Source organism: Rhodococcus sp. MT28 (assembly GCF_058792695.1).
In genome coordinates this window covers 177,230-202,827 of record NZ_JBXAFD010000002.1, presented here as the reverse complement: position 1 = coordinate 202,827, position 25,598 = coordinate 177,230, and the positions used below count along the sequence as shown (strand labels likewise).

General features: G+C 63.0%; 21 protein-coding genes. 11 read left to right on the top strand and 10 right to left on the bottom strand.

The genetic code is table 11. The features are described from left to right. The first annotated feature begins 18 nt into the window (after positions 1-18). Positions 19-228: a hypothetical protein gene (locus AC1Q6C_RS09250; RefSeq protein ID WP_019746112.1), complete on the top strand. Its 210-nt coding sequence runs from the start codon at positions 19-21 to the stop codon at positions 226-228. Positions 229-340: 112 nt separating this feature from the next. Further along, on the top strand, positions 341-2,530 hold the full coding sequence (locus tag AC1Q6C_RS09245) for a transglycosylase domain-containing protein (protein WP_158171299.1): 2,190 nt from the start codon (positions 341-343) through the stop codon (positions 2,528-2,530). 24 nt (positions 2,531-2,554) lie between these two features. On the opposite strand, the gene AC1Q6C_RS09240 is transcribed toward AC1Q6C_RS09245, so the two are convergent. Together AC1Q6C_RS09240 and AC1Q6C_RS09235 are read right to left on the bottom strand one after the other, a co-directional pair. Then, complete coding sequence (locus AC1Q6C_RS09240) at positions 2,555-3,853, bottom strand: T3SS (YopN, CesT) and YbjN peptide-binding chaperone 1 (protein WP_118605734.1); 1,299 nt, start codon at positions 3,851-3,853, stop codon at positions 2,555-2,557. Between the two features lie 140 nt (positions 3,854-3,993). Continuing rightward, positions 3,994-5,052, bottom strand: coding sequence for an SDR family oxidoreductase (locus AC1Q6C_RS09235; RefSeq protein WP_492666541.1), 1,059 nt, complete (start codon positions 5,050-5,052; stop codon positions 3,994-3,996). A 91-nt stretch (positions 5,053-5,143) separates the two neighbouring features. Between AC1Q6C_RS09235 and AC1Q6C_RS09230 the strand changes: the two genes are divergently transcribed. After that, positions 5,144-5,455: an ArsR/SmtB family transcription factor gene (locus AC1Q6C_RS09230; protein ID WP_007735219.1), complete on the top strand. Its 312-nt coding sequence runs from the start codon at positions 5,144-5,146 to the stop codon at positions 5,453-5,455. A 150-nt stretch (positions 5,456-5,605) separates the two neighbouring features. Then, positions 5,606-6,997: an amidase gene (locus AC1Q6C_RS09225; RefSeq protein ID WP_492666540.1), complete on the top strand. Its 1,392-nt coding sequence runs from the start codon at positions 5,606-5,608 to the stop codon at positions 6,995-6,997. Here the strand turns inward: AC1Q6C_RS09225 and AC1Q6C_RS09220 are convergent. Further along, a complete protein-coding gene (locus AC1Q6C_RS09220) occupies positions 6,989-7,720 on the bottom strand; it encodes an oxygen-binding di-iron domain-containing protein (protein ID WP_064689030.1) in 732 nt (243 codons plus the stop codon). The genes AC1Q6C_RS09225 and AC1Q6C_RS09220 overlap by 9 nt on opposite strands. A gap of 115 nt (positions 7,721-7,835) precedes the next feature. Here AC1Q6C_RS09220 and AC1Q6C_RS09215 point away from each other — a divergent pair, with 115 nt between their 5' ends. Beyond that, positions 7,836-8,381 carry an ATP-binding protein gene (locus AC1Q6C_RS09215; RefSeq protein ID WP_492666539.1) on the top strand — a complete coding sequence of 182 codons (546 nt, stop codon included), beginning with the start codon at positions 7,836-7,838 and terminating at the stop codon, positions 8,379-8,381. On the opposite strand, the gene AC1Q6C_RS09210 is transcribed toward AC1Q6C_RS09215, so the two are convergent. The 3 genes from AC1Q6C_RS09210 to AC1Q6C_RS09200 are packed head-to-tail and all read right to left on the bottom strand — an operon-like array spanning position 8,349 to position 10,895. Beyond that, positions 8,349-9,008 carry an enoyl-CoA hydratase-related protein gene (locus AC1Q6C_RS09210; RefSeq protein WP_219468321.1) on the bottom strand — a complete coding sequence of 220 codons (660 nt, stop codon included), beginning with the start codon at positions 9,006-9,008 and terminating at the stop codon, positions 8,349-8,351. The two genes, AC1Q6C_RS09215 and AC1Q6C_RS09210, sit on opposite strands and share 33 nt — an antisense overlap. Further along, entirely contained in the window at positions 9,005-9,664 is a 660-nt protein-coding gene (locus AC1Q6C_RS09205; RefSeq protein ID WP_003946066.1) for a TetR/AcrR family transcriptional regulator, read from the bottom strand. The genes AC1Q6C_RS09210 and AC1Q6C_RS09205 overlap by 4 nt, the downstream gene beginning before the upstream one ends. A 43-nt stretch (positions 9,665-9,707) precedes the next feature. After that, positions 9,708-10,895, bottom strand: coding sequence for a CaiB/BaiF CoA transferase family protein (locus AC1Q6C_RS09200; protein ID WP_003946016.1), 1,188 nt, complete (start codon positions 10,893-10,895; stop codon positions 9,708-9,710). Positions 10,896-11,177: 282 nt separating this feature from the next. Between AC1Q6C_RS09200 and AC1Q6C_RS09195 the strand changes: the two genes are divergently transcribed. From AC1Q6C_RS09195 to AC1Q6C_RS09185, 3 genes are all read left to right on the top strand, one after another. Continuing rightward, positions 11,178-12,293 (top strand): XdhC family protein, encoded by a 1,116-nt coding sequence (locus AC1Q6C_RS09195; protein ID WP_054187262.1) that lies wholly within the window; start codon positions 11,178-11,180, stop codon positions 12,291-12,293. 102 nt (positions 12,294-12,395) lie between these two features. Further along, positions 12,396-14,039, top strand: a complete 1,644-nt coding sequence (locus AC1Q6C_RS09190) for a PucR family transcriptional regulator (RefSeq protein ID WP_003945987.1) — start codon at positions 12,396-12,398, stop codon at positions 14,037-14,039. 148 nt (positions 14,040-14,187) lie between these two features. Next, on the top strand, positions 14,188-15,621 hold the full coding sequence (locus AC1Q6C_RS09185; RefSeq protein ID WP_064075502.1) for a uracil-xanthine permease family protein: 1,434 nt from the start codon (positions 14,188-14,190) through the stop codon (positions 15,619-15,621). An 87-nt stretch (positions 15,622-15,708) separates the two neighbouring features. Here AC1Q6C_RS09185 and AC1Q6C_RS09180 read toward each other — a convergent pair whose 3' ends face one another. The 4 genes from AC1Q6C_RS09180 to upp all read right to left on the bottom strand — a co-directional run bounded on the left by AC1Q6C_RS09180 (position 15,709) and on the right by upp (position 21,146). Continuing rightward, positions 15,709-17,220, bottom strand: coding sequence for a carboxyl transferase domain-containing protein (locus tag AC1Q6C_RS09180; protein ID WP_492666538.1), 1,512 nt, complete (start codon positions 17,218-17,220; stop codon positions 15,709-15,711). Next, positions 17,217-18,443 carry a CaiB/BaiF CoA transferase family protein gene (locus tag AC1Q6C_RS09175; protein ID WP_007735210.1) on the bottom strand — a complete coding sequence of 409 codons (1,227 nt, stop codon included), beginning with the start codon at positions 18,441-18,443 and terminating at the stop codon, positions 17,217-17,219. The genes AC1Q6C_RS09180 and AC1Q6C_RS09175 overlap by 4 nt, the downstream gene beginning before the upstream one ends. Before the next feature lie 289 nt (positions 18,444-18,732). Further along, the gene (locus tag AC1Q6C_RS09170) at positions 18,733-20,430 is read right to left on the bottom strand and encodes a PucR family transcriptional regulator (protein WP_003946020.1); all 1,698 of its coding nucleotides are present in this window, start codon (positions 20,428-20,430) and stop codon (positions 18,733-18,735) included. Between the two features lie 92 nt (positions 20,431-20,522). After that, complete coding sequence (gene upp / locus AC1Q6C_RS09165) at positions 20,523-21,146, bottom strand: uracil phosphoribosyltransferase (RefSeq protein ID WP_007735207.1); 624 nt, start codon at positions 21,144-21,146, stop codon at positions 20,523-20,525. Between the two features lie 223 nt (positions 21,147-21,369). On the opposite strand from upp, the gene bar reads away from it, so the two are divergent. The 3 genes from bar (at position 21,370) to AC1Q6C_RS09150 (ending at position 25,347) form a co-directional block, all read left to right on the top strand. Then, positions 21,370-22,479: a barbiturase gene (bar, locus tag AC1Q6C_RS09160; protein WP_007735206.1), complete on the top strand. Its 1,110-nt coding sequence runs from the start codon at positions 21,370-21,372 to the stop codon at positions 22,477-22,479. Positions 22,480-22,604: 125 nt separating this feature from the next. Next, positions 22,605-24,083, top strand: a complete 1,479-nt coding sequence (locus AC1Q6C_RS09155; protein WP_007735205.1) for an amidase — start codon at positions 22,605-22,607, stop codon at positions 24,081-24,083. A 40-nt stretch (positions 24,084-24,123) separates the two neighbouring features. After that, positions 24,124-25,347 (top strand): aminotransferase family protein, encoded by a 1,224-nt coding sequence (locus AC1Q6C_RS09150; protein ID WP_261256158.1) that lies wholly within the window; start codon positions 24,124-24,126, stop codon positions 25,345-25,347. Positions 25,348-25,598: the final 251 nt, after the last annotated feature.

Sequence of the window (25,598 nt, the reverse complement as noted above, 5' to 3'; positions counted from 1 at the left end):
CGCTTGCGCACGGTTTCGATGAGGCGGGCTTCGCGCGCCCAGCGTATGGAGCTGATTGCCGGCTTCATCTCGGTCTTCGCCCTCATGGCGTTGATCGGCGCTGTGGTCGCGATCGTCAAGGGAGACCCCGGCGTGATGCCGTCTTTGGTGCTGCTCGGTTGCGTCGTCGCTCTCGGGCTGGCGTTCCGCGGATATCGGAACGCGGTCCGAGCAGAACGTCGCGAGTAGCCAGCCCGGTAGGGTGACATTTCGGTATCGCAGTTGCCGGGAGTTATCTGATCGAGATATCACCCTGGTGGAATGGTGCCGGTAAGTCCGGATCCACGACCGGGAGTGTTGAGTGAGTCCATCGAACAGATCGAGTGCGACGGGTGGCGATCAGTCGTCGGCGCGATCGGGCAAGTCGGCTAATTCGCCCCGGTCGAACAAGTCGGCCAAGCCCGCGAAAAAGCAGCGCTCGAAGTGGCGGTTCGTCCGGCGGACCATCTACGTGCTCGTGCTCCTGATGGTCATCGTGCCCGCGTCGGTTTTTGCTGTCGCGTACAGCCGGACCGACGTCCCGCGCCCCTCTGACATGCAGACCAATCAGGTGTCCACCATCTACATGGCCGACGGCACGACCGTGCTCGGCAAGGTAGTGCCGGCGGAGGGAAACCGCACCGAGGTCGCGTTGTCGGCCATCCCGATTCACGTCCGCGATTCGGTGCTCTCGGCGGAGGATCGTAACTTCTACACCAACCCCGGGTTCTCGATCTCCGGATTTGCTCGCGCTGCCCGCGACAACGTGATGGGCAAGGAAAGCGCCGGCGGTGGCTCGACGATCACTCAGCAATACGTGAAGAACGTCTTGGTCGGTGACAAGCGCAGTATCGACAGGAAGCTGCGTGAGCTCGTCATCTCCGCCAAGATGGCGCGCGAATGGTCCAAGGACGACATTCTTGCCGCGTATCTCAACACCATCTACTTCGGTCGCGGTGCGTACGGCATCGCCGCCGCGTCGAACGCGTACTTCGACAAGCCGGTCAGTGAGCTGAGTGTCGAGGAAGGCGCAGTTCTCGCGTCCGTCATCCAGAGCCCGTCGTTCCTGGACCCCGAGACCAATCTGTCCGCGCTGCAAGCGCGCTGGGACTACGTTCTCAACGGCATGGTGGAACTGGGCAGCCTGACCAAGACGGATCGCGACGCGATGCAGTTCCCGGTCGTCGCCCCCGCCAATCGGCCGACCGATCTGAACCAGGCGCCAGGACCCGAAGGCCACATCAAGACCCAGGTACTCAAGGAACTGGCCGAGGCCGGTATCAGCGATCAGACGCTGAACACCGCTGGTCTGCAGATCACGACGACCATCGACCCGGTTGCGCAGGAAGCTGCGCTGAACGCCGTCAGGCGGAATCTCGAGGGCGAGCCGGAAGACCTGCGGACCGCAGTAGTGTCCATCGACCCCAAGACCGGTGGCGTCGACGCCTATTACGGCGGTGACGACGGAGCCGGCTTCGACTACGCCCAGGCGCCGCTGCAGACCGGTTCAGCGTTCAAGGTCTTCGGTCTGGTCGCAGCATTGATGGAAGACATTCCGCTGTCCGCACGGTTCGACAGTTCACCGCTCACGATCAACGGCGTGACCATCGGAAACGTCGGCGGCGAATCCTGTGGTCGATGCACCATCGCCGAGGCACTCAAGCGTTCGCTGAACACCAGCTTCTACCGGTTGATGCTCTCGATGGAGAACGGTCCCCAGAAGATCGCCGACGCCGCCCACCTGGCCGGCATCCCCGAGCACATTCCCGGACTCGACTACCCGACGCTCACACAGGAGGGTGGTCCGCCGGAGAACGGAATCGTGCTCGGCCAGTATCAGTCTCGCGTTATCGACATGGCGTCCGCTTACGCGACGCTCGCCAATTCCGGTGTGTACCAGCAGCCGCACTTCATCCAGAAGGTCGTGACGGCCGAAGGTGAAGTCCTGCTCGATCGCCCGGTCTCTCCCGGTGAGCGTCGTCTCGATGCTGCCGTTGCCGACAACGTCACGCAGGCAATGCTCCCGATCGCGTCGTACTCGAACGGTCACGCGCTTGCCGGTGGACGCCCGTCTGCAGCCAAGACCGGTACCGCGCAGTTGGGTGACACGGGCCAGAACAAGGATGCGTGGATGGTCGGTTACACGCCGTCGCTGTCCACCGCGGTGTGGATCGGAACTTCCGACGCTCAGGCCATCACCAACTCCTACGGTGGTTTGATCTACGGCTCCGGAGTGCCTGCGGACATCTGGAAGAGCACGATGGACGGCGCGCTGAAGGGATCCGACTGGGAGAGCTTCCCGTGGCCGGACCCCATCGGCGGGCAGGCCGGCGTTCCCGCGAACTCCGGTGTGACCTCGGGGGACGGGACGGGCACGCCCACGACGGGCGCGGTCGCTCCCCCGGCGCCCATCGAGGTGCCCGGCCTACCGCCGATCGAAGTGCCGCCGCTCCCCCAGTTGCCGCGTCAGATCGAGATCCTGCCGGGCATCGTCATCCCACTACCGGGCTGACAAGCAGCGCTCGATTTCCGGTTCTCAGGCCTGATCGTCGAAGAGACCGAGTTGGGTGGGCGCTGCATCTTTGGCGGGCAGTACGACGACGCGCAGTCCGCGCCTGAGGTTGCGGATCGCGTGCGTCCACGCGCGCTTCTCGCCCGCACACAGGTCGGTGTCGTCGTCCTTGCGGCGGATGGACTCGGTCAACGCCTCGTGCCAGGCAGTCTCCTGCTCCTGGCTGATCCGCAGGTAGTCGAGAATGGTGTCGCGGTCGTGCTCACAGATCACGGCAACCTCTTCGGCGCTGAGCTCGCCCGTTCCGTCTGCGTCGAGTTCGAGGAGCGCCATGAGAGCCGGCGGAAATTCGTGGCACTCGTGTGACTCGTATTCGGCACCGGGATCTTCGTGCTCGGAGGCCATGCCGTCGTTGAAGGCGGTGTCTCCGGTTGCGCGGATGGGTTGCCCGCCCAGTTCTTCGGCGAGTTCGTCGGATGCTTCGGCCAGTTCGGCGAACGAGCGCAGAGCCCGCAGCAGGTGCTCGGCGACGAAGGGTGCGCCGTCCACGCGGACCACGCCCAGCACACTCTGCTCGACGAGAATGAGCTTGATGGTCGGCCATTGCCGATTGAGCTGAGCAAGAATTACAGCAGCGTTCTCGAGGTTCTCCACCGAATGCACGACCCGCGAGAACACCTCTACGTACTCGTCGTCCTCGAGGACACGAACATAGGTGACCTGCTCACCGCGGACCAGCGGGATATCGCCGTCGTCGTCACGCTTGGGCGGATGACCGAGAAGGCGCTCGACGGCCCCGTCGACCAGGATCCGCAGCATGTCGCCCGAACCCGAGGGAGCGTGAGACGGCGTCGTGGCGAACGCCGGCGTCGACTCGCGCCCACTGGTGCTGGCACGCAGGAACGACGGGTGCGCAATGCTCCACATTTCACGGAAGACGCGCAACACCTTTGTCACCAGTTCCTCGGGACGAGCGCGGTCGACGTCGATGTAGAAGGACATGGACCCATTGCCCTCGGGTACGTGCTCGCACAGATCGGGAGCGTTGAACCCCATGTCGAGCAGCGCTGAATGGTCTTCCGGTTCGAGCATCCGCAGTGGATGCAGAAACCTGTTGGAAGGAACTTCACAGCGCACGGAGGTCTGGTTCCATGCGAAGAACTGGATGCACGCGGGTGCGTCGGCCAGTTCGTCCATGCTGTCGTAATGCGACTCCACCACGAGGGTGTCGTCGTCCTCCATCACGGAGATGTAGCGAGCGAGATGAGTCTCGAAAGTAGTCCAGGCACTCAGGATTTCCAGATCGAAAGTATTGTCCGACATCGTCGCTCCTCTGGTCCGGGGGGCGCATGGGGCCCTACCGACGACTCGCCGAAACCCCTGCTTTTCAAACCCCGCCTACGACGTTAGTCGTGGGGTCCGACAGTGACAGTGTTCGTAGGATCCGAGTGACCGTGTTTCAGTCAGGGGATTATCTTCCGAGCCTGCAGATTGGCGAAGATGTCGAGGAACATCGCTTCGGTGTCGACGTGGCGGTGAAATCCGAACCGCCGAGCTTTCGATCCGTCAGCGAAAAAGTCGTAGTCCCATCCGAATACGAAGTCACCGAACCCCCAGGACGAGACATCGGAATACGGGGTCCGAGCAAGTTGGTGTTCCTCGACGAGTTCATCGCACACCGACTCCTTGTCCGCCATTGCGACATCGAGGGACATCGGGAGCGGAGGTGCGACGTCCATGTCGAAGAAGGCTGCGATCTTCGGCCACATCTCCTGCCAGCGGAACAGGTCGCCGTTGTTGATGTTGAACGCCTGATTTGCGCACTCGGGGTTGGTCGCGGCCCAGACCGTCGCTTCGGCCAGGAGTCCGGCGTCGGTCATCTCGATCAAGCTGGTGTACGCGCCGGGTTTGCCGGGGAATCGGAGTGGGACACCCAGTTTCTTCGAGATGGTCGCGTAGACGGCGATGACCATCGCGAGGTTCATCGGGTTACCCAGTGCGAATCCGGAGACGACCGAGGGTCTGATCGCCGACCATGTCCACGACTTGCCGAGCTGCCTGCGTTCGAGGAACTGCTGTTGGTCGACGTTGAACTCGGGTGGCATGTGCGGTGGATCGCTCTCGCGGGCCGGAGTTTTGAACGGTCCGAGGTGTGCCCCGTAAACCTTGTAGCCCTGCATCAGGCTGACGTGCTCGAGTCCGCCCGCAACGGGCTCGATGGCGTCGAGAGTGTTGACCAGCATCGCCAAGTTGGGCGGAACCAGCTCGGCCCATGTCGGGCGGTCTTGATAGGCGGCGTAGAAGACGTGAGTGACGTCGCCCAGTCCGCTCAGTGCCGCTGCAGTCCGGTAAGGATCGAGCAGGTCGACTGCGATGTGTTCGACCCGGTCGGTGTCCGTACCGCCTCGCCGCGAGAGTCCGATGATCTTCCATTCTCCGGTCGACTCGAGGTGATCGATCAAGTTCCCACCGATCACGCCTCGGGCTCCGACCACGAGTGCCACTTTGTCGTGCTGCACCATTTCAGCCTCCCATTGGTATATCGCGATGTTGCGATATAGGGAGTGAACCACACATATCGGCATTTCGCGATCTAGCGGTATGCTCACGAACATGGAAGACGCAACAACCGAGTGGGAAACGGCGTTCAAGGCGCTGGCCAACCCGATGCGTGTGCAAATCCTGCAGTGGTTGAAAGACCCCGGGAGCTTTCCCCCTCAGCTCGAGCCTGCCGAGGAGGTCGGAGTGTGCCTCAAGCACATTCAAGCGAGGGCGAAGGTGTCGCAATCGACGGCGTCTCAGTACATGGCCGCACTCCAGGCCGCGGATTTGGTGACCACCACACGAATTGGCCAGTGGAGGCACTACAAACGAAACGAGCAACAGATCGAGAAGCTTGCAGCATTCATCAGGCAGGGTTTGTAGATACCAGCACCTGACCGATCCCTCGGGAGCTGCCAACGTTGTGGCAAAACCTCACATCGCCGGAGCCGTCGGTATGTGCATTGTGGTCGTTTCTCGGTTCACTCGCTGTCCTTAGGCTCGGCAGAGGGTACTGGCAAGGAGAGGCGTGCGATGAGTCGTGAGAGCTGGGTGGGCCGTGATGCCCGATCCATCGCCGAAGCCGTGCGGTCGGGTCAGGCGTCGGCGCGGACCGTCGTCGAAGACCACCTTGCACGGGTCGACGAATGCAATGACGAACTCAACGCACTGGTCACCGTGTGCGCCGAGGAGGCTCGCACGGCCGCGGATGCCCTGGACGAGCGACGCCTTCTCGGTGAGACACTCGGCCCCCTTGCCGGGGTTCCGTTCACGGTCAAGGACCTGATCGCCACTGCCGGCGTGCGCACCACTGCCGGTTCTCGCACTCTGGCGGACAACGTCCCGGCCGTCGACGCCCCGGCCGTCGCGGCATTCAAGGCTGCCGGTGCGATTCTGATCGGCAAGACCAACACCCCGGAATTCGGCGCGTGCGGCCTGACTCGAAACGAACTGTTCGGAACCACGGCCAGTCCGGTGCGACCGGACGGCGTCGTCCGGTCCCCCGGCGGGTCGAGTGGCGGTGAGTCCGCGTCGGTTGCTGCCGGGATGAGCGTGCTCGGACTCGGTACGGATTTTGGTGGCTCGGTGCGTTGGCCCGCCCACTGCACCGGCCTCACTTCGGTTCGCCCGACGCTCGGACGTGTCGATCCGGAAGGTCAGTATCCAGGCGTGCTTTCGGATGGACGGGTACTCGCCAACCCTGCGACGATGCACGGCACGATCCAGACCATCGGCCCACTGGCCCGCAACCTCGGTGATGCGGCGCTTGCGTTGCGCGTCCTGTCGATGCCGCATTTCTCGTGGAGCGAGCCTGATTCGGTCGACGTCGACGACCTCGACATCCGCTGGGCCACCGGCGAGGGAACGATTCCCGTCGACGAAGAAATCCGGTCAGCGGTTCGGACGGTGGCGATCAGCCTGGACGCGAGCGAGTACGACGGTCTGGCCCTGTCGCGGGCCAACGCGCTTTTCGGTGCGTTGCGATCGGTCGAGACCCACGCGGACATCTACTCTCTCGCAGCAGGTTCAGCGCACGCTTTCGACGCGGACATCACCGCCATGCTTGCGGCAGGCCGTGATCGCAGTTCCGCCGAGGTGGAAGCGCTGTGGGCGGATCGCGCGGTGTTGATCAGCGAATTCCTCGGCGAGATGGGAGACGCACTGATCCTGCCGGTTGCGTCGGTGCTCGCTCCGCCGCTCGGTGTGGAGAGCTTCGAGGTGGACGGTCGCAAACTCACATGGATGGATGCGCTCGCGAGTTGCCGGGCGATCAGTGTGCTCGGCCTTCCGTCGGTCGTGGTTCCGGTAGGACTCTCCCGCAACGGTTTACCGATCGGGGTGCAGGTGGTGGCGAGACCGTTCCGCGAGCACGTTGCGCTGTCCGTGGCGGCGCGAATCACGTCGAAGGCGCAAGCTCTAGTCTGACTTCCATTTTTCGGTTTCGGCTGCGAAACGTGATGCGTACGAGTCGGCAAGGTCGTGAAGAGTGGTGACGCAATCGCCGTAGTACGTCGGTGCATGCATGGTCGCCAGAATCCGCGGCTCGAGGTCGGCCAGGGCGCGGATCGTGGGTTCGAGATCCGGGGTGAGGCAGGTGGCGTGGCCCAAGTCCTCGGCTTCCAAAGCGGGACCGACGATTTCGTGCTCGGTGGTCGCGGGGTGGTGCCCGAACGCAGTGAAGAGATCTCCGCAGAACAGCGTCGACGTCGTCTCCTCGAACATCAGACCCGCGTCCCAACCGTGTGGGACGTGTGGGGTGTCGATGTGCCGGACTCGGCGGCTGCCGGTTTCGAGTACGTCGCCGTCCTGCAAGGGAAGTGGCGCCCGATCGGCCAGATCGTTGACCTGGACGAAGCACCCCATCGCACCGTGTGCAACTTGCGCTTCGGGGGCCGCCGCAAGCCAGGAGTTCATGGACCCGCATTCGTCGGCCTCGACGTGACCGAACGTGATCCATTTCAGACGGTCGATGTCGATCAGCGTGGAGAGTGCGTCGGAAGCCGAGGTGAACAACGCTCGCTGCCCGGTGTGGAAGAGCAAGGGTTCCTCGCCGTCGACGAGAAACTGGTTCATCGTGAGGTTCGCTTCGTCCACGAAGGTCGACAGTCGGTAGATGTCCGGCGCGATTTCGGTGATCGTGGTGGTCATCGCTGTGCTCCGATCAGGCCTGTTGTACACGTCAATCTGTCTTCTCCAGCCTTCTCGCCGCCCCGCGCCTGCACAAGGTTCTGGACGTGCTTACGGCTCTGCCATAGTGGAGGACGTGTTCGTACTGCTGCTGACAGGCCCGCCGGGCGCGGGGAAGAGTTCCGTGCTGGCCGCGCTTCACGATCGACTCGGCGAGGCCGGGGTGAGCAACGCGATGATCGAGGTGGACGAACTCGAGCGATGCTACCCGCCGCTGGGAACCGAGCGGGCAATCGCACACGTCGGGATGTTGTGCGCGTCGTACCGGGAAGCGGGGTACGAACTCCTGTTCCTCACGGCGACCGTCGAAGACGACGACTACGGGCGCGCCCTGCTGGCCGCGACCGGCGCCGAGGGGCACCTGCTGGCGCGCCTCGAGGCCGATCCGGATACATTGCGTACCAGAATCATCGAGCGTGAACCGACCGGCTGGGCCGGGTTGGACGAGTTGGTGGAGGCGTCACAACTGCTGGCCGGTTCGATGCCGACGCTCAGTGGAGTCGACGTGGTTCTGAGCACCGAAGGCCGCGATCCCGAAAGTGTTGCCGACGATCTGGAAGCGGCTCTGCGAGAACACAGTCCGTCGCTTCTAGCCGTCGGTGTTCAGAGCGGTGACCACTGAAGCGAACATCGTCGACTTGATTGCCCCCAGTGTGCCCGCATTCTTCGGGCCGATCGGTGCAACCATTTCGATGGCCTTGGCGGTCAAAGCGTCGACGGATGCGGTGAAGTCCACCAAACCGGCTGCGAATGCGTCACTTCCGCCGTATCGCCGCCCCGTGGTCATGGCGACGATTGCCGACGCCGGGCTGAGCTTGGCCTGGATGAGAGCTGCCATTCCTTCGGTGAAGGGGATGTTGATGTCCACCTCCGGGAAGCAGTAGTAGCCGCGATCATCGCGCATGACGCGGTAATCGTGCGCGATGCCGAGCATGGCGCCGGCTCCGAAGGCGTGGCCGTTGATCGCCGCGACGGTGGGCATCGGGAACGTCAGCATCCGAGCGAACAGCGACTGCACCTGCTGCACATACCACTTCGCCTTGTCGCCGTTCGCGCCCAGCCAGCCGAGGTCGAGTCCGTTGGAGTAGAACTTGCCCGTCGCCGTGGTGACCAGGGCATGTGCGCTTTCGCTCAAAGCCTGGTCGAGTAGCTTGTCGACGGAATCGAGCCACTCCGGCGAGAATCGATTCTCGTCCTCGCCGAGATCGAGAACGGCGATCTTGTCTTCGAAGCGCAGAGTTGCGGTCATGATTGGCCTTTCCTGTTGCGTGGCTTGGGCAGTGGTGGGTCGAGATGCAGAACCGCTCGAACGGCGGCATCCAACCGCGCGCGTGCTGCGGCGTCGGGGACTCGCCAACCGTCGGCGCGTTTGGCGGGATGAATGAGTAATCCGGTAGGCAGGCCGACAACACAGGCCTCGATTGCCTCGACGGCTCGGCCGTCCTTGCGGCCCCAGAGCGCGGTCGACAACCGGATGAACAACTCGACCAGAGACCGGTCGAGTTGTGTGAGTTGCTCGGCGATGTCGGCAGGGACGTCGGTGCCGAGCAGTTCGTCGCGCTGGATCGTCAACAGCAGCAACGCGGATTGTGGGTAGTCGAGCGCGAAGACAGCCGGAACTTCGGCGGCCGCGACGACGGCGGAAACCGCCGAAGTCGGCGACGGGTCCGCGAGAGCGTCGTCCACTCTCGATTGTTGAAGCGCGAGAAATCGTCGCGCAGCACGCAGCCACGCGCTACCGACCAGTCCACTGCGAGAGCCGAATGCGTGATAGATCGCCCCGTTGGATACACCGGTGGCGTCGGAGACTGCCCGGACCGTGACAGCGCTCGGTCCGGCAGTGGCGGCAAGTTTTTCGGCAGCGTCGAGCAGGGTGTCGAGGTCGTGGACGCGTGGCCGAGGCATGAACGCACAGTAACAGAGCGTCTGCTCTGTTACTAGGCTGCGGTCAGATCACCGAATTTGCGCGAAGATCCTCGATCTCCTCCGGACGCAGGCCGAAGTCGGTGAGTACGTCGTCGGCGTCACCGCCGAGAGTCATGGGTGGCGCATTCCTGACGGGAAGAGTCTTGCCGTCCACCCAGAACGGTCCGCGGACAACGGGAATCGACGTTCCGTCGGCGCTCTGGGTCTGCTCGACCATCTGCAATGCCTCGACCTGCGGGTCGGAGAACACCTGATCGATCGAATGGATCGGGCCGCAGGGGATTCCGGCACCGCGGATCTCGGAGATCCATTGCGCCGCGCCCTTCGTGGTCAGTAGGTCCTCGAGTTCTTTGGTCAGTTGGTCTCGGTGCGCCAAACGTTCTTTACCCGTGGCATATTCGGTACGGAAGGCGAGCTCGGGGTCACCGAGTACCGAGCACAGTGCGATCCAGTGCTTGTCCGAGCCGGTGGCAATGTTGATCGGGAAGTCGGCAGTGTCGAAAGCGCCGTACGGCGTGATCGTCGGGTGCGTATTGCCGTTCGGCGTCGAAACCCGCCCGGTGCTCAGGTAGTCCTGCGCCTGGAAGGTCATGATCGAGATCGCGGATTCCAGCAACGAGGTCTGCACGCGGTGCCCACGACCGTCGCGTCCGCGCGAAGCCAGTGCCGCCGTGATTCCCAGTGCCGCGTAGATGCCCGAGACCGTGTCGATGATGGGGATACCGACCCGCATCGGGGTCTGTTCCCCGGCACCGGTGACCGACATCAGCCCGGACATGCCCTGGGCCACCTGATCGAGTCCGGGCGCGAACTGGTCAGGGCCCACCGGGCCGAAACCACTGATGCTCATCACGACGAGCCCGGGATTCTCCTGCTCGAGCGAGTCGGGATCGAGCCCCATGTCGGCCAGTACTCCCGGACGGAAGTTCTCGACCAGCACATCCGCGTCGAGGGCCAGGCTGCGAAGCAGTTTCCGCCCGCGGTCACTGCGCATGTCGATGGCGATCGACCGTTTGCCGCGGTTCACGGAAGCGAAGTAGAGGCTTCGATCGCCGTCGAACGGCGGCCACTGACGCGAACTGTCGCCGGAGCCACGGGTTTCGACCTTGACCACGTCGGCGCCGAAATCCGAGAGTAGTGACGTGCACAGAGGCCCCGCGAGAGCACGGGTGAGGTCGAGAACTTTGATACCGCTGAGCAATTGGTCCATGGGGGAAACCTCGGTTCTGTGGTGTGCAACGTCGCCCACTCGATCCGTCGCACCATCTGCGTGAATTGCCGCTGCAGTGATCGTCGGAGAGGGGAAGAATGAAGGTCAGGCCTGCTTTCGGCTGGGCTCGGTGACAACACTGGTCGAGAGCGCAAGGTGATGCGACGGCGACATTGCACAACTGCAGGGCCCGGATTTAGGCGCATTGTGTGACAGGCAGGATTGCGGTGGGCCGATACCGTGAACTCTCTACGGACGGCGATGCAAGCGAGAGGCGAGGCGATGCGCGACATTTCCACTCAGCTGGCGCAGTGGCACGCCCGCGGCGAGGATTTTGCACTGGCGACGGTTGTCCGTACCTGGCGATCCTCACCGCGCATGCCCGGTGCTTCGATGGCCGTCTCACGCTCCGGCGAGGTGGTCGGCAGCGTCTCGGGTGGGTGTATCGAGAGTGCACTGTACGAGATCGCCCAGGAGGTTCTCGCCGACGGCACCAGTCGCGTCGAGGTCTTCAGCGTCTCCGACGACGACGCCATCGGAGTAGGGCTGACCTGCGGCGGAACCATCGAAGTGTTCGTCCAGGCCGTCGGAGCCGATTTCGTCGAGTTCGGTCAGGTTTGTGAACGGATCGAGGCCGATACGCCCGTCGTCGTGGTCACCGAAGTGCGTCCGGGAGCACCGGCACGGCACCTCGTCGTCGAGCACGGCCGACGCAGCGGAGATCTGGATGCCACGGAGGACGAGGTGTCCATCCTGCTGCGCACGATGGACACCGGTGAGTCCGTCGCTTTTGTCGCGCCGGCGGGAACTCTCATCGATTCGCAGCACGACCTGCTGGTCGAGATCTTCGCGCCACTACCGCGGATGTACGTGTTCGGGGCCATCGACTTCGCGGCCTCGATGTGTACGTTGGGCGCCTTTGCGGGTTATCGCGTGACCGTCGTGGACGCACGGCCGGTCTTCGCGACACGGGCGCGCTTCCCCGACGCCCACGATCTGGTCGTCATGTGGCCACACAAGTTCCTCGAAACCGCACCGATCGACAACAAAACCGTCCTGGCCGTGCTCACGCACGACGAGAAGTTCGACATCCCCCTGCTCGAGATCGCGCTGCGTTCGCCGGCTGCGTACGTCGGCGCGATGGGAAGTCGTGCGACGCATGAGCGTCGGGTGGCGCTGTTGAAGGAGCGAGGCGTCACCGACGTCGAGTTGGGGCGTCTGCACTCACCGATCGGGTTGGATCTCGGCGCGAGGACACCGGAGGAGACTGCAGTGTCGATCCTCGCCGAGATGACCAAGACCCTGCGCAATGCCTCCGGTTTGGAACTGCGGGATCTGCAGGGGCCGATCCACCCGCCACCTCAGGAGAATCCGACCGCCCTGCATCGAACGGCCTGAGTCGACTGCGCTGAATTCGGACATCTTGTGTTCGGTGGGGATAGGATCGTTTCTTTCGTGAACCATCTTCCGTGATCCGAATGAAATCGAGGTGCCTGCCAAGTGGCAAACCCGGCCGTACCGGCATCCGAGGTGAATGCTGTTCTCTCCGAACTTCTTCGAACCCCGCTCCTTCCTGGTGTTCGAAAGGTCGCCGGCGGCTGCGAAGACCCGACGGTAGCCCGGGTGGGATTCATGGCGGTTCCGGACATCGGACCGTGGCTGCGGCACGGACAGTTGCTGATCACCACGCCGGAAACCCTCGCCAGGGTCACCGAAACCTTCAAAGCATTTGTCGGACGGTTGTCGACGCGAGGTGTTGCGGCACTTGCCGTCCAATTCGGCGCAGACGGGGACACTCTCGCGCCGGAGCTGGTCGACGCGGCCGAAAGCGCCGGCTTCCCGCTCCTGGTTTTTCACGGTGCGTGCGATCACCCCGCGGCGAGAGACCGTGAGCAGACGGAGTCGGCCCAGATCGACGCCATGTTCGGGGCCGAGCGCTTGCGACGGCTGCTGGTCGACGTCGTGATGGGCGGCGGCGGCCTCCCACAATTGACCGAGGTCATCGCACGGGAGATGAAGGGCGCCGCCCTGATCACCACCTCGGACGGACGCGAGATCTGCCGCGCCGGGGATGCCGCGGAGCGCAAGCATCTGTCTGCCTGTCCCGCCGTCGATTCCACCGGTCGTCTGCGGACCGACACCGTCGAGGGCGGGTTGGGTCTGCACGAGTTCGACGGTCAATTCATCGCGGTGTCCGCGATTTCCGCCAATCACATCGACCATGGGCGTCTCGCGTTGTTCACCGGTGAGCGCGTGATGACGAGTTACGACCAGTACCTGGTCGAGCGAGCGGCGTCGGTGTGCGCGTTGGTCATCACCCGTGAGCAGGCCGTTGCGTCGGTGGAAGAACGCCATCGCGCCAACTTCGTTCACGACCTGCTCCTCGGCCGGGCCGGGGACCACGATCACGTTGTCTCCCACGCCAAGACGTTCGGTTGGGACTTCGATCGCCCGCTGGTGATCGTCTCGATCGAGCCGGACCCGATCGACGAACCGGCCTCTGCGGCGCCCGCTCGGCTGCCCGTCGTCGATCGCCAGGCGATGGCGTTCTCCGGGGCGATCGCCCACCGCGATCCCGGTGCGGCGGTGACCGCGCTGACGGGCGAGACGGTGATCGTCATGGGCGTCGGCACCGACACGATGGCATTGGTGCGGGACCTCGTCACGGTCGTTCGCGGTGAAGGTGGCGGCGGGAGAAGGCCGTTCAGTGTCGGGGTGTCCCGGCCGACAGCGGCGATCGACGCCGTCCCCGCGCTCTACAGTCAGGCGCGCACCGCACTGACCGTCGGACGCCGGATCTCCGGTCCGTGGACGGTGACTCAGTTCGACGATCTCGGTGTGTACAGACTGCTCAGTCTGGTCGAGGACGAAAACGAGCTGGAGACGTTCGCGCGGGAGACACTGCGGGAACTGACGGAGGAAACTGCCGAAGCGCAGGACATGCGCAAGACATTGGAAGTCTTGCTCGCGACCAACATCAACATCGCCGAGACAGCGCGCAAGCTCCACTTCCATTACAACACACTGCGTTACAGGGTCGTTAAGCTGGAGAAAATGCTGGGACCCTTCACGGCGCAACCCGAGCTACGGCTGGATCTGTCTCTAGCACTGAAGATAACCGCGATGCGCGGCATCAATCACTAATATTGCCAATCCGGGTCCGTGGGTTCTGGCAGATTGTCATCACGTCGATACCCCTGCGCTGTAATAGCGTTTCACTCCAGTCACGGTGTTTTGTGAGCTGGAGCACACTCAGCGTTCGGACACCTTCCTCTGCACGAAAGGTCCCATCATGCCGATTTGGACGTTGCACGGAGATGGAAAGAACATCAGACCGGGTGAAGTGGTCGCTCCCGGCGAGCGGCTCAGCTGGGGAAGAACCATCGGGCTGGGCAGCCAGCACGTGGTGTCGATGTTCGGCGCGACGTTCGTCTTCCCGATCATCATGGGGCTCAATCCTCAACTTGCCGTGATGATGTCGGGCTTTTGTACGCTCTTCTTCCTGCTGGTGGTCAAGGGACGCATTCCCAGCTACCTCGGTACGTCGGCGGCCTTTGTCGGCGGTATCGCCGCCATTCGTGCCCAAGGCGGAACATCCGCAGAGGTGACCGGCGCGATCCTGGTGTCCGGACTGGTCCTGGCAGCCATCGGTATCGCGATCCACTTCCTCGGTGGCCGGGTCGTATTCAAGGTTCTTCCCCCGGTGGTGACCGGCGCAGTGGTGATGCTGATCGGATTCAACCTGGCACCCGTCGTCGCGGGGCTGTACTGGCCGCAGGACCAGTGGGTGGCCCTGATCGTCATGGTGGCCCTGATCGTCATGAGTATCGCGCTACGCGGCTTCATGGCGCGCATCGCCATCTTCCTGGCGCTGATCTTCGGCTACGTCCTCTCCTGGATCCTCGACCGGGTCTCGGGCACGATCACCTCGTACGACGCAGGCACCGGTCAGATCACCGAGCACTTCCGCGTCAACTGGGATTCGGTGCAGTCGGCGTCGTGGTTCGGGCTTCCTCCGTTCTCGGACGAGGCCAACGGAATCGTCGGCATCCACGCTCCGTCGTTCAGCCTCACGTTCATCATCCTGGTCCTTCCGGGTGTCATCGCGTTGATCGCGGAGAACGCGGGCCACGTCAAGGCCGTGGCCGAGATGACCGGGGACGACCTCGACCCGTACATGGGACGTGCGCTCGCCGGTGACGGTTTCGCCACCGCTATCGCCAGCAGCGTCGGCGGTTCGCCCACCACGACATACGCCGAGAACATCGGTGTCATGGCAGCGACCCGTGTGTACTCCACCGCCGCCTACGCGGTTGCCGGCATCGTCGCCATGATGCTCGGCTTCTCCCCCAAGTTCGGTGCCGTCATCTCGGCGACGCCCGGCGGTGTTCTCGGCGGAATCACCGTGGTGCTCTACGGCATGATCGGCCTTCTCGGCGCCAAGATCTGGAAGGAGAACGGCGTCGACTTCGGCAATCCGCTCAACCTCATGCCGATCGCGGCCGGTCTGATCATCGGTATCGGCGACACGGCCCTGAAGTTCAGTGACACGTTCTCGCTCAGCGGTATCGCGCTCGGCACCATCGTCGTGATCGGGATGTACCACCTGTGCCAGTTCATCGGTTCGAAGAACCCGGAGCTGAATGCGAAGAATCCGGAACCGAACAAGCCGGATTCGAAGACTCCCGGCGGCGATCGGGAGGAACCCGCCAAGCAACTCACGTGACGCTTGGCTGAGTGTGCTCGATCGACGAAGGCCGGACATCCTCCGCGGAGGATGTCCGGCCTTTCCGGTGTTCTGGGTACTGATCGATCAGACGGAGGTACTGGCTTCGACCAGGCCGATACGGTCGATGCGTTCGGTGCGGGTGTTGAGCCGTTCAGTCGCATCGGTAGCACTGAGCACGCTCAGCTCGTAGTGCAGTACCGCTCCGACGCGAGTGCAGAAGGCGGCGGATTCGTCCGCGGCATCGGGAAATTCGGGGATGACCCGATCGACGATGCCGCCCGCGAGCAGATCGAAGGACCTGATCCCTTGACTGGCTGCCATGTCCGGCGCGTGCGTGACGTCGTGGAACATGATCGCGCTCGCACCTTCGGGAGGTAAGGGCGAGAGCCAACCGTGGCGGGCCGCCAGCACTCGATCGGCCGGAATCAGTGCCAGGGCGCCGCCGCCCGTGCCCTGCCCGAGCAGGAGGGAAATGGTGGGGACCTCGAGTGAAATCATGTCGGCTATGCACCGAGCGATCTCGCCCGCCAGTCCGCCTTCTTCGGCCTCCTTCGACAGTGCCGCGCCCGCTGTGTCGATGATCGTCACCAACGGCAGGTCGAGTTCTGCGGCCAGCCGCATACCTCGCCGAGCCTCCCGCAGAGCGCCGGGGCCGAGTGGGGAGTGAGCAGTCTGTCCGCGCCGGTCCTGTCCGAGAAGGACGCAGGGCATGTCGCCGAAGCGGACGAGTGCGAGCATGATGCCGGGATCGTTCTCGCCTTGGCCGGTTCCGTTGAGCGGGAGCATGTCCGAAGCGGAATTGAGCAGCACTTCACGAATCCCAGGTCGGTCTTCGCGTCGGGATGCGACGACGGATTCCCAGGCTGACGTATCGGGTGGGCAATCGTACGAGCACGGGTCACTGGGCAGTAGGTGCCCACGATGCGCCCCGGTGATGATGCGCAATGCGCGTTCGACGATTTCGGCGAGCTGGTCTGGCGGCCTCACTGCATCGATGAGTCCGTGCTCGTGAAGGTTCTCCGCTGTCTGGACACCGGCGGGGAAAGGTGAGTTGTACAAGGCCTCGAACACTCGGGGGCCGAGGAATCCGACGAGGGCCCCCGGTTCCGCGATCGTCACGTGACCGAGTGATCCCCAGGACGCGAATACGCCTCCGGTGGTGGGGTTTCGGAGATAGACGATGTAGGGCAGGTGCGCTTCTTTGTGCTTGATGAGCGCCGCGGTGATCTTGACCATCTGCAAAAACGCCGTCGTCCCCTCCTGCATGCGCGTTCCCCCGGACGTGGGAAGCGCAAGAAGGGGCAGGTGCTCTTGGGTGGCTCGACGGATGGCGACGACGAGGCGTTCTCCCGCCGCCACGCCGATCGATCCGCCGAGAAAACCGAACTCGCAGACGATGATTGCCACACGGCGGCCTCGGACGGAGGCGCTTCCGGTCAGGACGGACTCGTCGAGCCCGGTCTTCTCCTGGGCCCGCAGAAGTGCTTCGGCGTAGTCGGAGTCGGTCGCGACGGGAATCGGAGGGGTATCCCACGACTCCCAGGTGCCGGCATCGATTACCAGGTCGAGCAAGTCGCGAGCCGTCAGGCGGTTCATCGGGTGAATCCTTGTAGCCATGACATGATTTCGTCAGTGTCTTCACCGAGAACCGGAGGTGCAGTGTGGCGGGTCTCCGTCACCTCGGTTCCGTCCGGATCGAAAAATCGTAGCGGTGGACCGGGCAGTGTGATGTTTCCGAGCGTGCTGTGGTCGACGTCGACGAGCAATCCCTGTGATCGGGTCTGCTCCCATTCGTACACTTCGGAGATCGTCCGAACCCGTCCTGCCGGTACTCCGATGCGGTCGAGTTCGGTCAGAAGCTCGTCACGCGAGTACGGCTTGAAGGTACGTTCGATCAATTCGACGACCTGGAAATGATTTTCGACGCGTTCGGCGTTTGTTGCCATACCCGGGGCGTCAGGGTCGAGGTCGAATCCTTCGCAGAATCTTCTCCACAGGCTTTCGCTGCCGACCGAGATCTGCACTGCGCCATCGCCGGTACGAAAGAGCCCGTACGGTGCGATGGAGGGATGGTGGTTGCCCTGCGCTGTGCCTACCTCACCGGCGACGGTCCACTTCGTTCCTTGAAACGCGTGAACACCGACCACGCTGGCCAAGAGCGACGTTCGGACAACGCGGCCTTTCCCCGTCTGTTCGCGTTCCTTCAAAGCCGCGACGACACCGAACGCCCCGTACATTCCGGCGAGAAGATCGGCGATCGGAACTCCGACTCGTTGAACGTCGTCCGGACTCGAGCCGGTCAGCGACATGAGTCCGGCTTCCCCCTGGGCGATCTGGTCGTAGCCGGCGCGACCGCCTTCCGGGCCGTCGTGGCCGAAACCGCTGATGGACAGAACGATCAGTCGAGGATTGAGTTCGGCCAGCCGCTCGGTCGAGAATCCGAGTCGATCGAGAACTCCGGTGCGGAAGTTCTCCATGAGAACATCGGCGCGGCAGACGAGATCTTCGAGGGTCGCGCGCCCACTGTCGGATTTCAGATCGAGCGTGATCGACTTCTTGTTCCGGTTCGTGGACAGAAAATACGTCGATTCCCGTTGTGTGTTCGGTGGTTCCAACGTGGGCTCCACAAAAGGCGGCCCCCACCCACGGGTGTCGTCGCCGCCGTGAGGTGATTCGACCTTGATCACGTCGGCACCCAGATCGCCGAGCATCATTGCCGCGTGAGGACCCGCGAGTGCGCGCGTGAGGTCGACGACTATCACGTCGTGTAACGGACCACTACGAGCACTTGTGTTGTGAGGCTTCGAAGTCGAGTTCATGTCGCACCGCCGTGTTCTGGTGTAATTGGCTGAGCCAGTTGGTGGTTGAGGCCTCCGTAGTTCGGTCGACTCCGGTCCGCTGGACCGAGAAACCGGCCAGGGCCACTGAAGGAGGTATGTGCGGCCCGTCTTTCGAACCGTAAGCGGGCACCGGTGAACGGCACATGGGTAACCTTGCCGACGACGGGTGTCAGTGGTGGGTAAGAAGTGACGAACGCTCACCGGGCGGCGCGATTGCGGTTGTATCGAACCGTTATCGGGACGTTCTGTCAGCTCATATCGTGCGAAGTCATGACATTTCGTGCATCTTCATGACCTGCAGGGCGAGTGAGACGTTCAATCGAAGGACGGGGTCGTCGGTGAACGATCCGACGACGCTCTCCAGCTTTCCGATTCTGTAACGCAAAGTGTTGTAGTGCATGTGCAGCGCCCGGGAGGCCTCGGCGACATTGCAATTGCAGTCGAGCAGGGTCTGGAGTGTCAGACGCAGGTCAGCGGCTTCGGCGTTGTCCGCCGACAAGGACTTCAGAACGTCATCGGTGAACGAACGCAGTTCGCTCTTGTCCGTCTGGAGCGAGAGGAGTCGGTGTACACCGAGTTCGTCGAAGTGTGCGATCTGCCCCGGCCCGTTGATACGTCGGCCGACGACCACGGCTGTACAGGCTTGGTCGTAGGCCGCGGGTAGATCGGCCAGGGAGTAGATCACCCGGCTCACTCCCGTGCTGAAGGATCGGCGGCCGCTGGTGCGATCGCCGGCAACCTTGCGCACCAACCCTTCGATGTCCCGAACCGCACGGTCGGTGCTGGTCGGGAAAAGCGTGACCACCTCGTGTCGAAACCCGACGGACGGCGCCGTCCGCTCGTGTGTTCGTACCACTTGTTGCCAGCCGTCGCTGAGTCGATCTTGGTCCGTGCGAGTGGAATTCGCGTGCTGGGATTCCGGGTGATCGACGTCGAGTTCTGCAACCACAACGGCAAGTGGACGAGTGACATCCCACCCCAACTGGGTGAAGTGCGCGCTCACTTCCGCAGGCGAGCCGGCTTCGCCTATCAGTGCGTCGCGGAGGAAGTCGCCGCGGAACTTGGATTCCACTGCCGCAACTGCCAGCTGTTTGGTGACGGCCAGCGCGGCAACGGTGGCCGCTCGCTCCAGCGCTTGAACGACAACTGCGCCGAGTTCGTGGGTGCCTGCGTACGCCACCATCCGGCCGTGGTCGGTGCCGCCGGCCACCACTCGGGTGAGCGCCAACTGGCCGGGAAATCCCTTGGGCGCGTTCTGTAAACCGACGGCGACCCGCTCGGTCAGGAACCGACCGGTGCTTTCGAACAACGGAAGCGCATTCAGCGCGGCTGAATCCCCGGCCTCGGTCAATACCCTTCCGTCCGGCGAGCAGATCAGAACGCTGACGTCGAAAAGCGCGGCGAATTCTGCGGCAATCTGAGGTAGATCGCCACCTTCCAAGACGATCGACGTCAACGAGCGGTGAAGTCGATCGGCAATATCGAGTGCCGCGGACTGCTTCGCCACCAACTTGGTGAAGACCTCCGAGATCACCTCGTCGAATCCCGCGGTGACGGGAAGAACCAACAGCGGAAGCCCTCGCTGCTCTGCCATGTGCAGCATCGCCTCGGGCAGCTCGTCGAGATAACGGCCCGTTTTCACGGCAAGTGCCGCGACTCCTCGACGTGCAAGACCGTCGACGAGGTCACTGAGATCTGTGTCGTCGAGAAGCTCGCCGGTTCGCCCGTAGCGCAGCGGGAACCCGGTTGTCACCAACAACTCGTTCGGCTTCACCCAAGCGAGGATGTCCGGTACTTCCATCACGTTCACCGATTGAACGAGGTGGCGCAAGCCCCCGTGCCCGGCAAGGACTTCGGCTCCACGCAGACTGGGCAGCTCGAGGACATCCCGAACTGTGAGTCTGTAGTCGCCACCTTCTGGCAAATGTTGAAGCTCTTCGCTCGAATATTTGGCAGATCTATCCATGTCGCGAGACTACGCTCGATCACGCGACGAACATTGTCAACAGTTGACGAAAATAGCCTCTCGGAATGAGCGGTTCTCCGTATGTCTGCCAACTACCGCGGCCCGAATTGGCGATCGCCCGCGTCTCCGAGTCCAGGTATCAGGAAAGCATTTTCGTTCAGGCCGTCGTCGATGCTCGCTGTGAGGAGCCGGACCGGATGTCCGGAGTTCTTCAGTGCTTCGATCCCTTCCGGAGCCACGACGACACATATTGCAGTCACATCGGTGGCTCCGCGTGCAATGAGCAGATCGATTGTGCGGACGATGGATCCACCGGTCGCCAACATCGGATCGAGGACGTAGACGGGGGTGCTCGACAGATCAGCAGGCAGGGACTCCAGATACGGAACCGGCTGGTGTGTCTTCTCGTCTCGTGCCATTCCCACGAAACCGACGCCTGCCTGCGGAATGAGGGCACTCGCCTGTTCGACCATCCCGAGGCCCGCTCGCAAGACCGGGACCAGGAGCGGTGGATTCGCCAACCGCACCCCCAGCGTCGGAGCAACTGGCGTCTCGATGTCGAACTGTTCCAGTTCTGCGCCGCGCATGGCCTCGTAGACCAACATATGGGTCAGTCTGCGCAAGGCGGACCGGAACGTTGCGTTGTCGCTGCGAGCGTCGCGCATGGTCGTGAGCAGCGATGCCGCCAGCGGATGGTCGACAACAGTGGTGTCCATGGTCGAATCGTAAGTGAGAACCGATGGGGCGGCGCGCAACCGGTGATTCGGAGTCGAAATAACCAATCGCGGTTTTCGTTTGGGCAAGTATTGACGATGCCGATGGGTTCGAGTCGTCATAGCGTGGTCGACACGGCAGTTCCGAACCGCTCGGCTGGACTGGGCGCCCGGAGCTGTCAAGGCCCAATTTTGCCTCCACGATTCCCTATACAAGGAGATGCCAATGCCCGAAGCAATCGAGGTCCGTAAGGTTCCGCTACACAGCGTCTCCGACGCCAGTGAGCTCGCCAAGCTGATCGACGACGGTGTCCTCGAGGCCGACCGCGTCATTGCAGTCATCGGCAAAACCGAGGGTAACGGCGGCGTCAACGACTACACGCGCATCATCGCGGACCGAGCGTTCCGAGAGGTTCTCTCCGCCAAGGGTAATCGCAGCCCCGAAGAAGTGGCGGAGGTGCCGATCGTCTGGTCCGGCGGCACGGACGGCGTGATCAGCCCGCACGCGACGATCTTCGCGACCGTGCCGGCAGACAAGGTCACCAAGACCGACGAGCCGCGACTGACCGTGGGTGTCGCCATGAGTGAGCAACTGCTGCCCGAGGACATCGGCCGTACGGCCATGATCACCAAAGTTGCTGCGGCAGTGAAAGACGCGATGGCCAATGCCGGCATCACCGATCCCGCCGACGTGCACTACGTACAGACCAAGACTCCGTTGCTGACAATTCACACCATCCGTGACGCCAAGAGCCGCGGCAAGACTGTGTGGACCGAACAGACTCATGAGTCGATGGACCTGTCCAACGGCGGAACGGCTCTGGGGATCGCGGTTGCGCTCGGCGAAATCGACATGCCGACCGACGAGGATGTCATGCACAGCCGCGAACTCTTCTCCTCTGTCGCATCCTGCTCGTCCGGCGTCGAGTTGGACCGCGCGCAGATCGTCGTCGTCGGTAACGCACGCGGCGTCGGCGGACGCTACCGGATCGGCCACAGCGTGATGAAGGATCCGCTCGACCAGGACGGCATCTGGGCGGCGATCCGTGACGCCGGACTCGAACTTCCGGAGCGGCCGCACTCGAGCGACCTGGACGGTCAACTCGTCAACGTGTTCTTGAAGTGCGAGGCCAGTCAGGACGGAACGGTCCGTGGCCGTCGTAATGCGATGCTCGACGACTCCGACGTGCACTGGCACCGCCAGATCAAGTCGTGTGTCGGCGGAGTCACGGCAGCTGTCACCGGCGATCCGGCAGTGTTCGTCTCGGTATCGGCAGCGCACCAGGGTCCCGAGGGCGGCGGCCCAGTCGCTGCCATCGTCGATCTCGGTCAGTAGTAGGCAAGAACCTCGCTGGAAACCTCGACAGTCGCGCCGCCACCGGCAATTCGTCCTCGAATCAGTTGCCGGTGTCGGCGAGTCCGCCGCGGCGTACCCCACTTCACTGCTTGAAAGGATTCACGATGGTTCATGCTGCTGACCCTGTCGACGAGAGCGTTTCCGGTGCGCCCGAGAATCGCGAACTCGTCATGGCCGATGCGGTCACGCTCAGTGGTCTGATACGCAGGCGTGAAGTGTCGTGTGTCGAGGTGATGGACAGCTTCCTCGATCAGATCGAATTACATAACCCGGCGGTGAACGCGATCGTCGCATTGCGGGATCGGGAAGCGTTGACGGCGGAGGCGCGCGAGCGTGATTCGCAGTTGGCGAGTGGGGAGTATCTCGGTTGGATGCACGGGTTTCCGCATGCGGTGAAGGATCTTTCGGCAGCCAAGGGTCTGCCGTTCACGTCCGGGTCGCCGATGTTCGCGGATCGAATCGCCGAAGATGACGAACTGTTCGTCAAGCGGATCAGGTCTGCCGGTGCCATTGTGATCGGCAAGACGAACACACCGGAGTTCGGACTCGGATCCCAGACGTACAACCCGGTGTGGGGTACGACGGTGTCGCCGTACGACAATTCGCGCACTGCCGGCGGTAGCAGCGGTGGCGCCGCAGCGTCGTTGGCGCTTCGCATGCTGCCGGTGGCTGATGGAAGCGATTACATGGGTTCGCTCCGAAACCCGTCGGCGTTCAACAACGTTGTTGGGTTTCGACCTTCCTGGGGTCGGATACCGGAGACGGGATTCATCGCTCAGGGCGCTGTTGTGGGTCCGATGGGCCGAACCGTCACCGACGTGGCTCACCTGCTTTCCACGATGGCGGGGCCGGATGCTTATGCACCGTTGGGGATTCGTGAGGATCCCGCGGTATTCACCGAAAGCCTCGCACGTGATCTGAAGGGCTCTCGGATCGCATGGGTCGGTGACTGGAACGGTTACCTGGCAACCGAACCTGGAGTTCTCGAGTTGTGCGAATCCTCGTTCGAGGTCTTCGAACAGTTGGGGTGCCGCGTCGAGGCGGCGCTTCCCGACTTCAAACCCGAGGACATCTGGCAACTGTTCTTGCGGTGGCGTTGGTGGGCACAGCTCGGCTTGATCGATCAGTACAACGATCCGAGCTTGCGCGAGTTGATGAAGCCCGAACTGTTGTGGGAACTCGAGCACGCGGTCACACTGTCGGCTCTCGACGTGACCAAGGCCGCGGAGGCCCGCAACGGCTGGCTGTCGGCCATTACCAAGATGTTCGAAACCTACGACTACATTCTCGCGCCGAGTGCCCAGGTGTTTCCTTTCGACAAGAACACTCACTGGCCCGAGACCGTCGACGGCCGATCGATGGACACGTATCACCGGTGGATGGAGACGGTTGTTCCCTGGACGATGGCCGGGGTTCCGGTTGCGGGGATGCCGGTCGGCTTCGACGATCGTTCGCTTCCCATGGGTATCCAGATCATCGGTCGGCACGGAGCCGACTTGGACGTACTCCAACTCGCCTACGCATTCGAGCAGGCAACGCAGTGGGTCGAGCGGGTTCTTCCGCCCGCACTCCGCGTGAACTGACCGATCTATTTCGAACGTATCCAGTTGGGAGAGAAAGACGATGGCTTCGGCATTGTGGCACGGGTTCGCGGACATGGGCGCTGTGGAGAAGAACGGCGCGTTTGTCGTCTCTCGCGGTGAGGGCGCGTACATCTGGGACCGCGAGGGCACGCGGTATCTGGATGCGACGGCGGGCCTGTGGTTCACCAATGTCGGGCACGGGCGCACCGAGATCGCGGATGCGGTGGCGGCTCAGTTGTCGAAGATCGCTCATTTTTCGAATTTCGGTGATTTTGTTCCCGAGACCACGCAGGTGTTGGCGGAGCGTCTGGCGGCCATCGCGCCGGTTGCCGGGAGCAAGATCTTCTTCACCTCGGGTGGTTCGGATTCGGTGGACACTGCGGCGAAGCTGGCTCGCCGGTACTGGCACGAGGTGGGGCAGCCGGAGAAGACGATCATCGTCGGTCGTCAGAAGGCGTATCACGGAATGCACGTTGCGGGAACAGCTCTCGCTGGTATTCCGGTGAACCGTGAGGGGTACGGCGAGCTGATGGCGGATGCGGCGACCGTCGGCTGGGATGATGCGAAGAGTCTGCTCGAGTTGATCGAGCGGGTCGGTGCGAACAAGATCGCTGCGTTCTTCGCGGAGCCGATCATCGGTGCGGGTGGGGTGTATCTGCCGCCGGAGGGGTATCTGGCCGAGGTGCGTGACATCTGCCGTGAGCACGACATCCTCTTTGTCGTCGACGAGGTCGTGACCGGTTTCGGCCGGATCGGTGGTGAGTGGTTCGCGTCCACCCGTTTCGATTTGCAGCCCGACATGATGACCACGGCAAAGGGTTTGACGTCGGGTTACGTTCCGATGGGTGCGGTGTTCATCGCGCCGCGGGTGGCGGAGCCGTTCTATGCGGGTTCGTGGTGGCGCCATGGGTACACCTACGGCGGGCATGCCGGTGCTGCTGCGGCGGCGATGGCGAACCTCGACATTCTCGAGCGTGAGAATTTGCTCGCGGAGTCGAAGCGTTTGGAGGCGTCGTTGCATACGCATCTGCAGCCGTTGGCGGAGCATCCGCGGGTGGCGGAGGTTCGTAGTGGGCTCGGTGCGGTTGCTGCGGTGCAGTTGGCTGATCCGGCGGAGGCGTTGCCGTTTGTGAAGACGCTTCGTGAGCACGGTATTTCGGGTCGCGCGGCGGGTCAGGGTGCGATGCAGATTTCGCCGACGTTCGTCATGACCGATGATCAGGTCGCGGAGATGGCAGCGGGAATCCTCGCAGCCCTCGGCTAGGTACCTCGTTTTCCGTTGACAGACATCGTGTTACGGAATCATTAAGCCGAAGAAAATGTTTGGGCCCTTTGTGGCGTGGTCCTCATCTCGGTCGAAACTGCCTCCAGCACTGACGATGACCCCTGCCCGCATCATCTGCCACCATTGTTGCCAATCTCGGTGAGTGGGTTCTGGCAGATTGTCATCACGTCCAAATCTCGGTCCTGCATTAGCGTTTCACTCCAGACACGGTGTTTGTGAGCTGGGGCACA

What these genes read in the sequence shown, in the direction of transcription:
- AC1Q6C_RS09180 (WP_492666538.1), bottom strand. Translation starts at nt 17,220, where the DNA reads ATGAACCGCCTGACGGCTCGCGACTTGCTCGACCTGGTAATCGATGCC.
- AC1Q6C_RS09210 (WP_219468321.1), bottom strand. Translation starts at nt 9,008, where the DNA reads ATGACCGCAACTCTGCGCTTCGAAGACAAGATCGCCGTTCTCGATCTC.
- AC1Q6C_RS09220 (WP_064689030.1), bottom strand. Translation starts at nt 7,720, where the DNA reads ATGACCACCACGATCACCGAAATCGCGCCGGACATCTACCGACTGTCG.
- AC1Q6C_RS09225 (WP_492666540.1), top strand. Translation starts at nt 5,606, where the DNA reads ATGAGTCGTGAGAGCTGGGTGGGCCGTGATGCCCGATCCATCGCCGAA.
- AC1Q6C_RS09195 (WP_054187262.1), top strand. Translation starts at nt 11,178, where the DNA reads ATGCGCGACATTTCCACTCAGCTGGCGCAGTGGCACGCCCGCGGCGAG.
- AC1Q6C_RS09185 (WP_064075502.1), top strand. Translation starts at nt 14,188, where the DNA reads ATGCCGATTTGGACGTTGCACGGAGATGGAAAGAACATCAGACCGGGT.
- AC1Q6C_RS09240 (WP_118605734.1), bottom strand. Translation starts at nt 3,853, where the DNA reads ATGTCGGACAATACTTTCGATCTGGAAATCCTGAGTGCCTGGACTACT.
- AC1Q6C_RS09205 (WP_003946066.1), bottom strand. Translation starts at nt 9,664, where the DNA reads ATGCCTCGGCCACGCGTCCACGACCTCGACACCCTGCTCGACGCTGCC.
- upp (WP_007735207.1), bottom strand. Translation starts at nt 21,146, where the DNA reads ATGGACACCACTGTTGTCGACCATCCGCTGGCGGCATCGCTGCTCACG.
- AC1Q6C_RS09175 (WP_007735210.1), bottom strand. Translation starts at nt 18,443, where the DNA reads ATGAACTCGACTTCGAAGCCTCACAACACAAGTGCTCGTAGTGGTCCG.
- AC1Q6C_RS09170 (WP_003946020.1), bottom strand. Translation starts at nt 20,430, where the DNA reads ATGGATAGATCTGCCAAATATTCGAGCGAAGAGCTTCAACATTTGCCA.
- AC1Q6C_RS09230 (WP_007735219.1), top strand. Translation starts at nt 5,144, where the DNA reads ATGGAAGACGCAACAACCGAGTGGGAAACGGCGTTCAAGGCGCTGGCC.
- AC1Q6C_RS09250 (WP_019746112.1), top strand. Translation starts at nt 19, where the DNA reads ATGAGGCGGGCTTCGCGCGCCCAGCGTATGGAGCTGATTGCCGGCTTC.
- bar (WP_007735206.1), top strand. Translation starts at nt 21,370, where the DNA reads ATGCCCGAAGCAATCGAGGTCCGTAAGGTTCCGCTACACAGCGTCTCC.
- AC1Q6C_RS09235 (WP_492666541.1), bottom strand. Translation starts at nt 5,052, where the DNA reads ATGGTGCAGCACGACAAAGTGGCACTCGTGGTCGGAGCCCGAGGCGTG.
- AC1Q6C_RS09150 (WP_261256158.1), top strand. Translation starts at nt 24,124, where the DNA reads ATGGCTTCGGCATTGTGGCACGGGTTCGCGGACATGGGCGCTGTGGAG.
- AC1Q6C_RS09200 (WP_003946016.1), bottom strand. Translation starts at nt 10,895, where the DNA reads ATGGACCAATTGCTCAGCGGTATCAAAGTTCTCGACCTCACCCGTGCT.
- AC1Q6C_RS09155 (WP_007735205.1), top strand. Translation starts at nt 22,605, where the DNA reads ATGGTTCATGCTGCTGACCCTGTCGACGAGAGCGTTTCCGGTGCGCCC.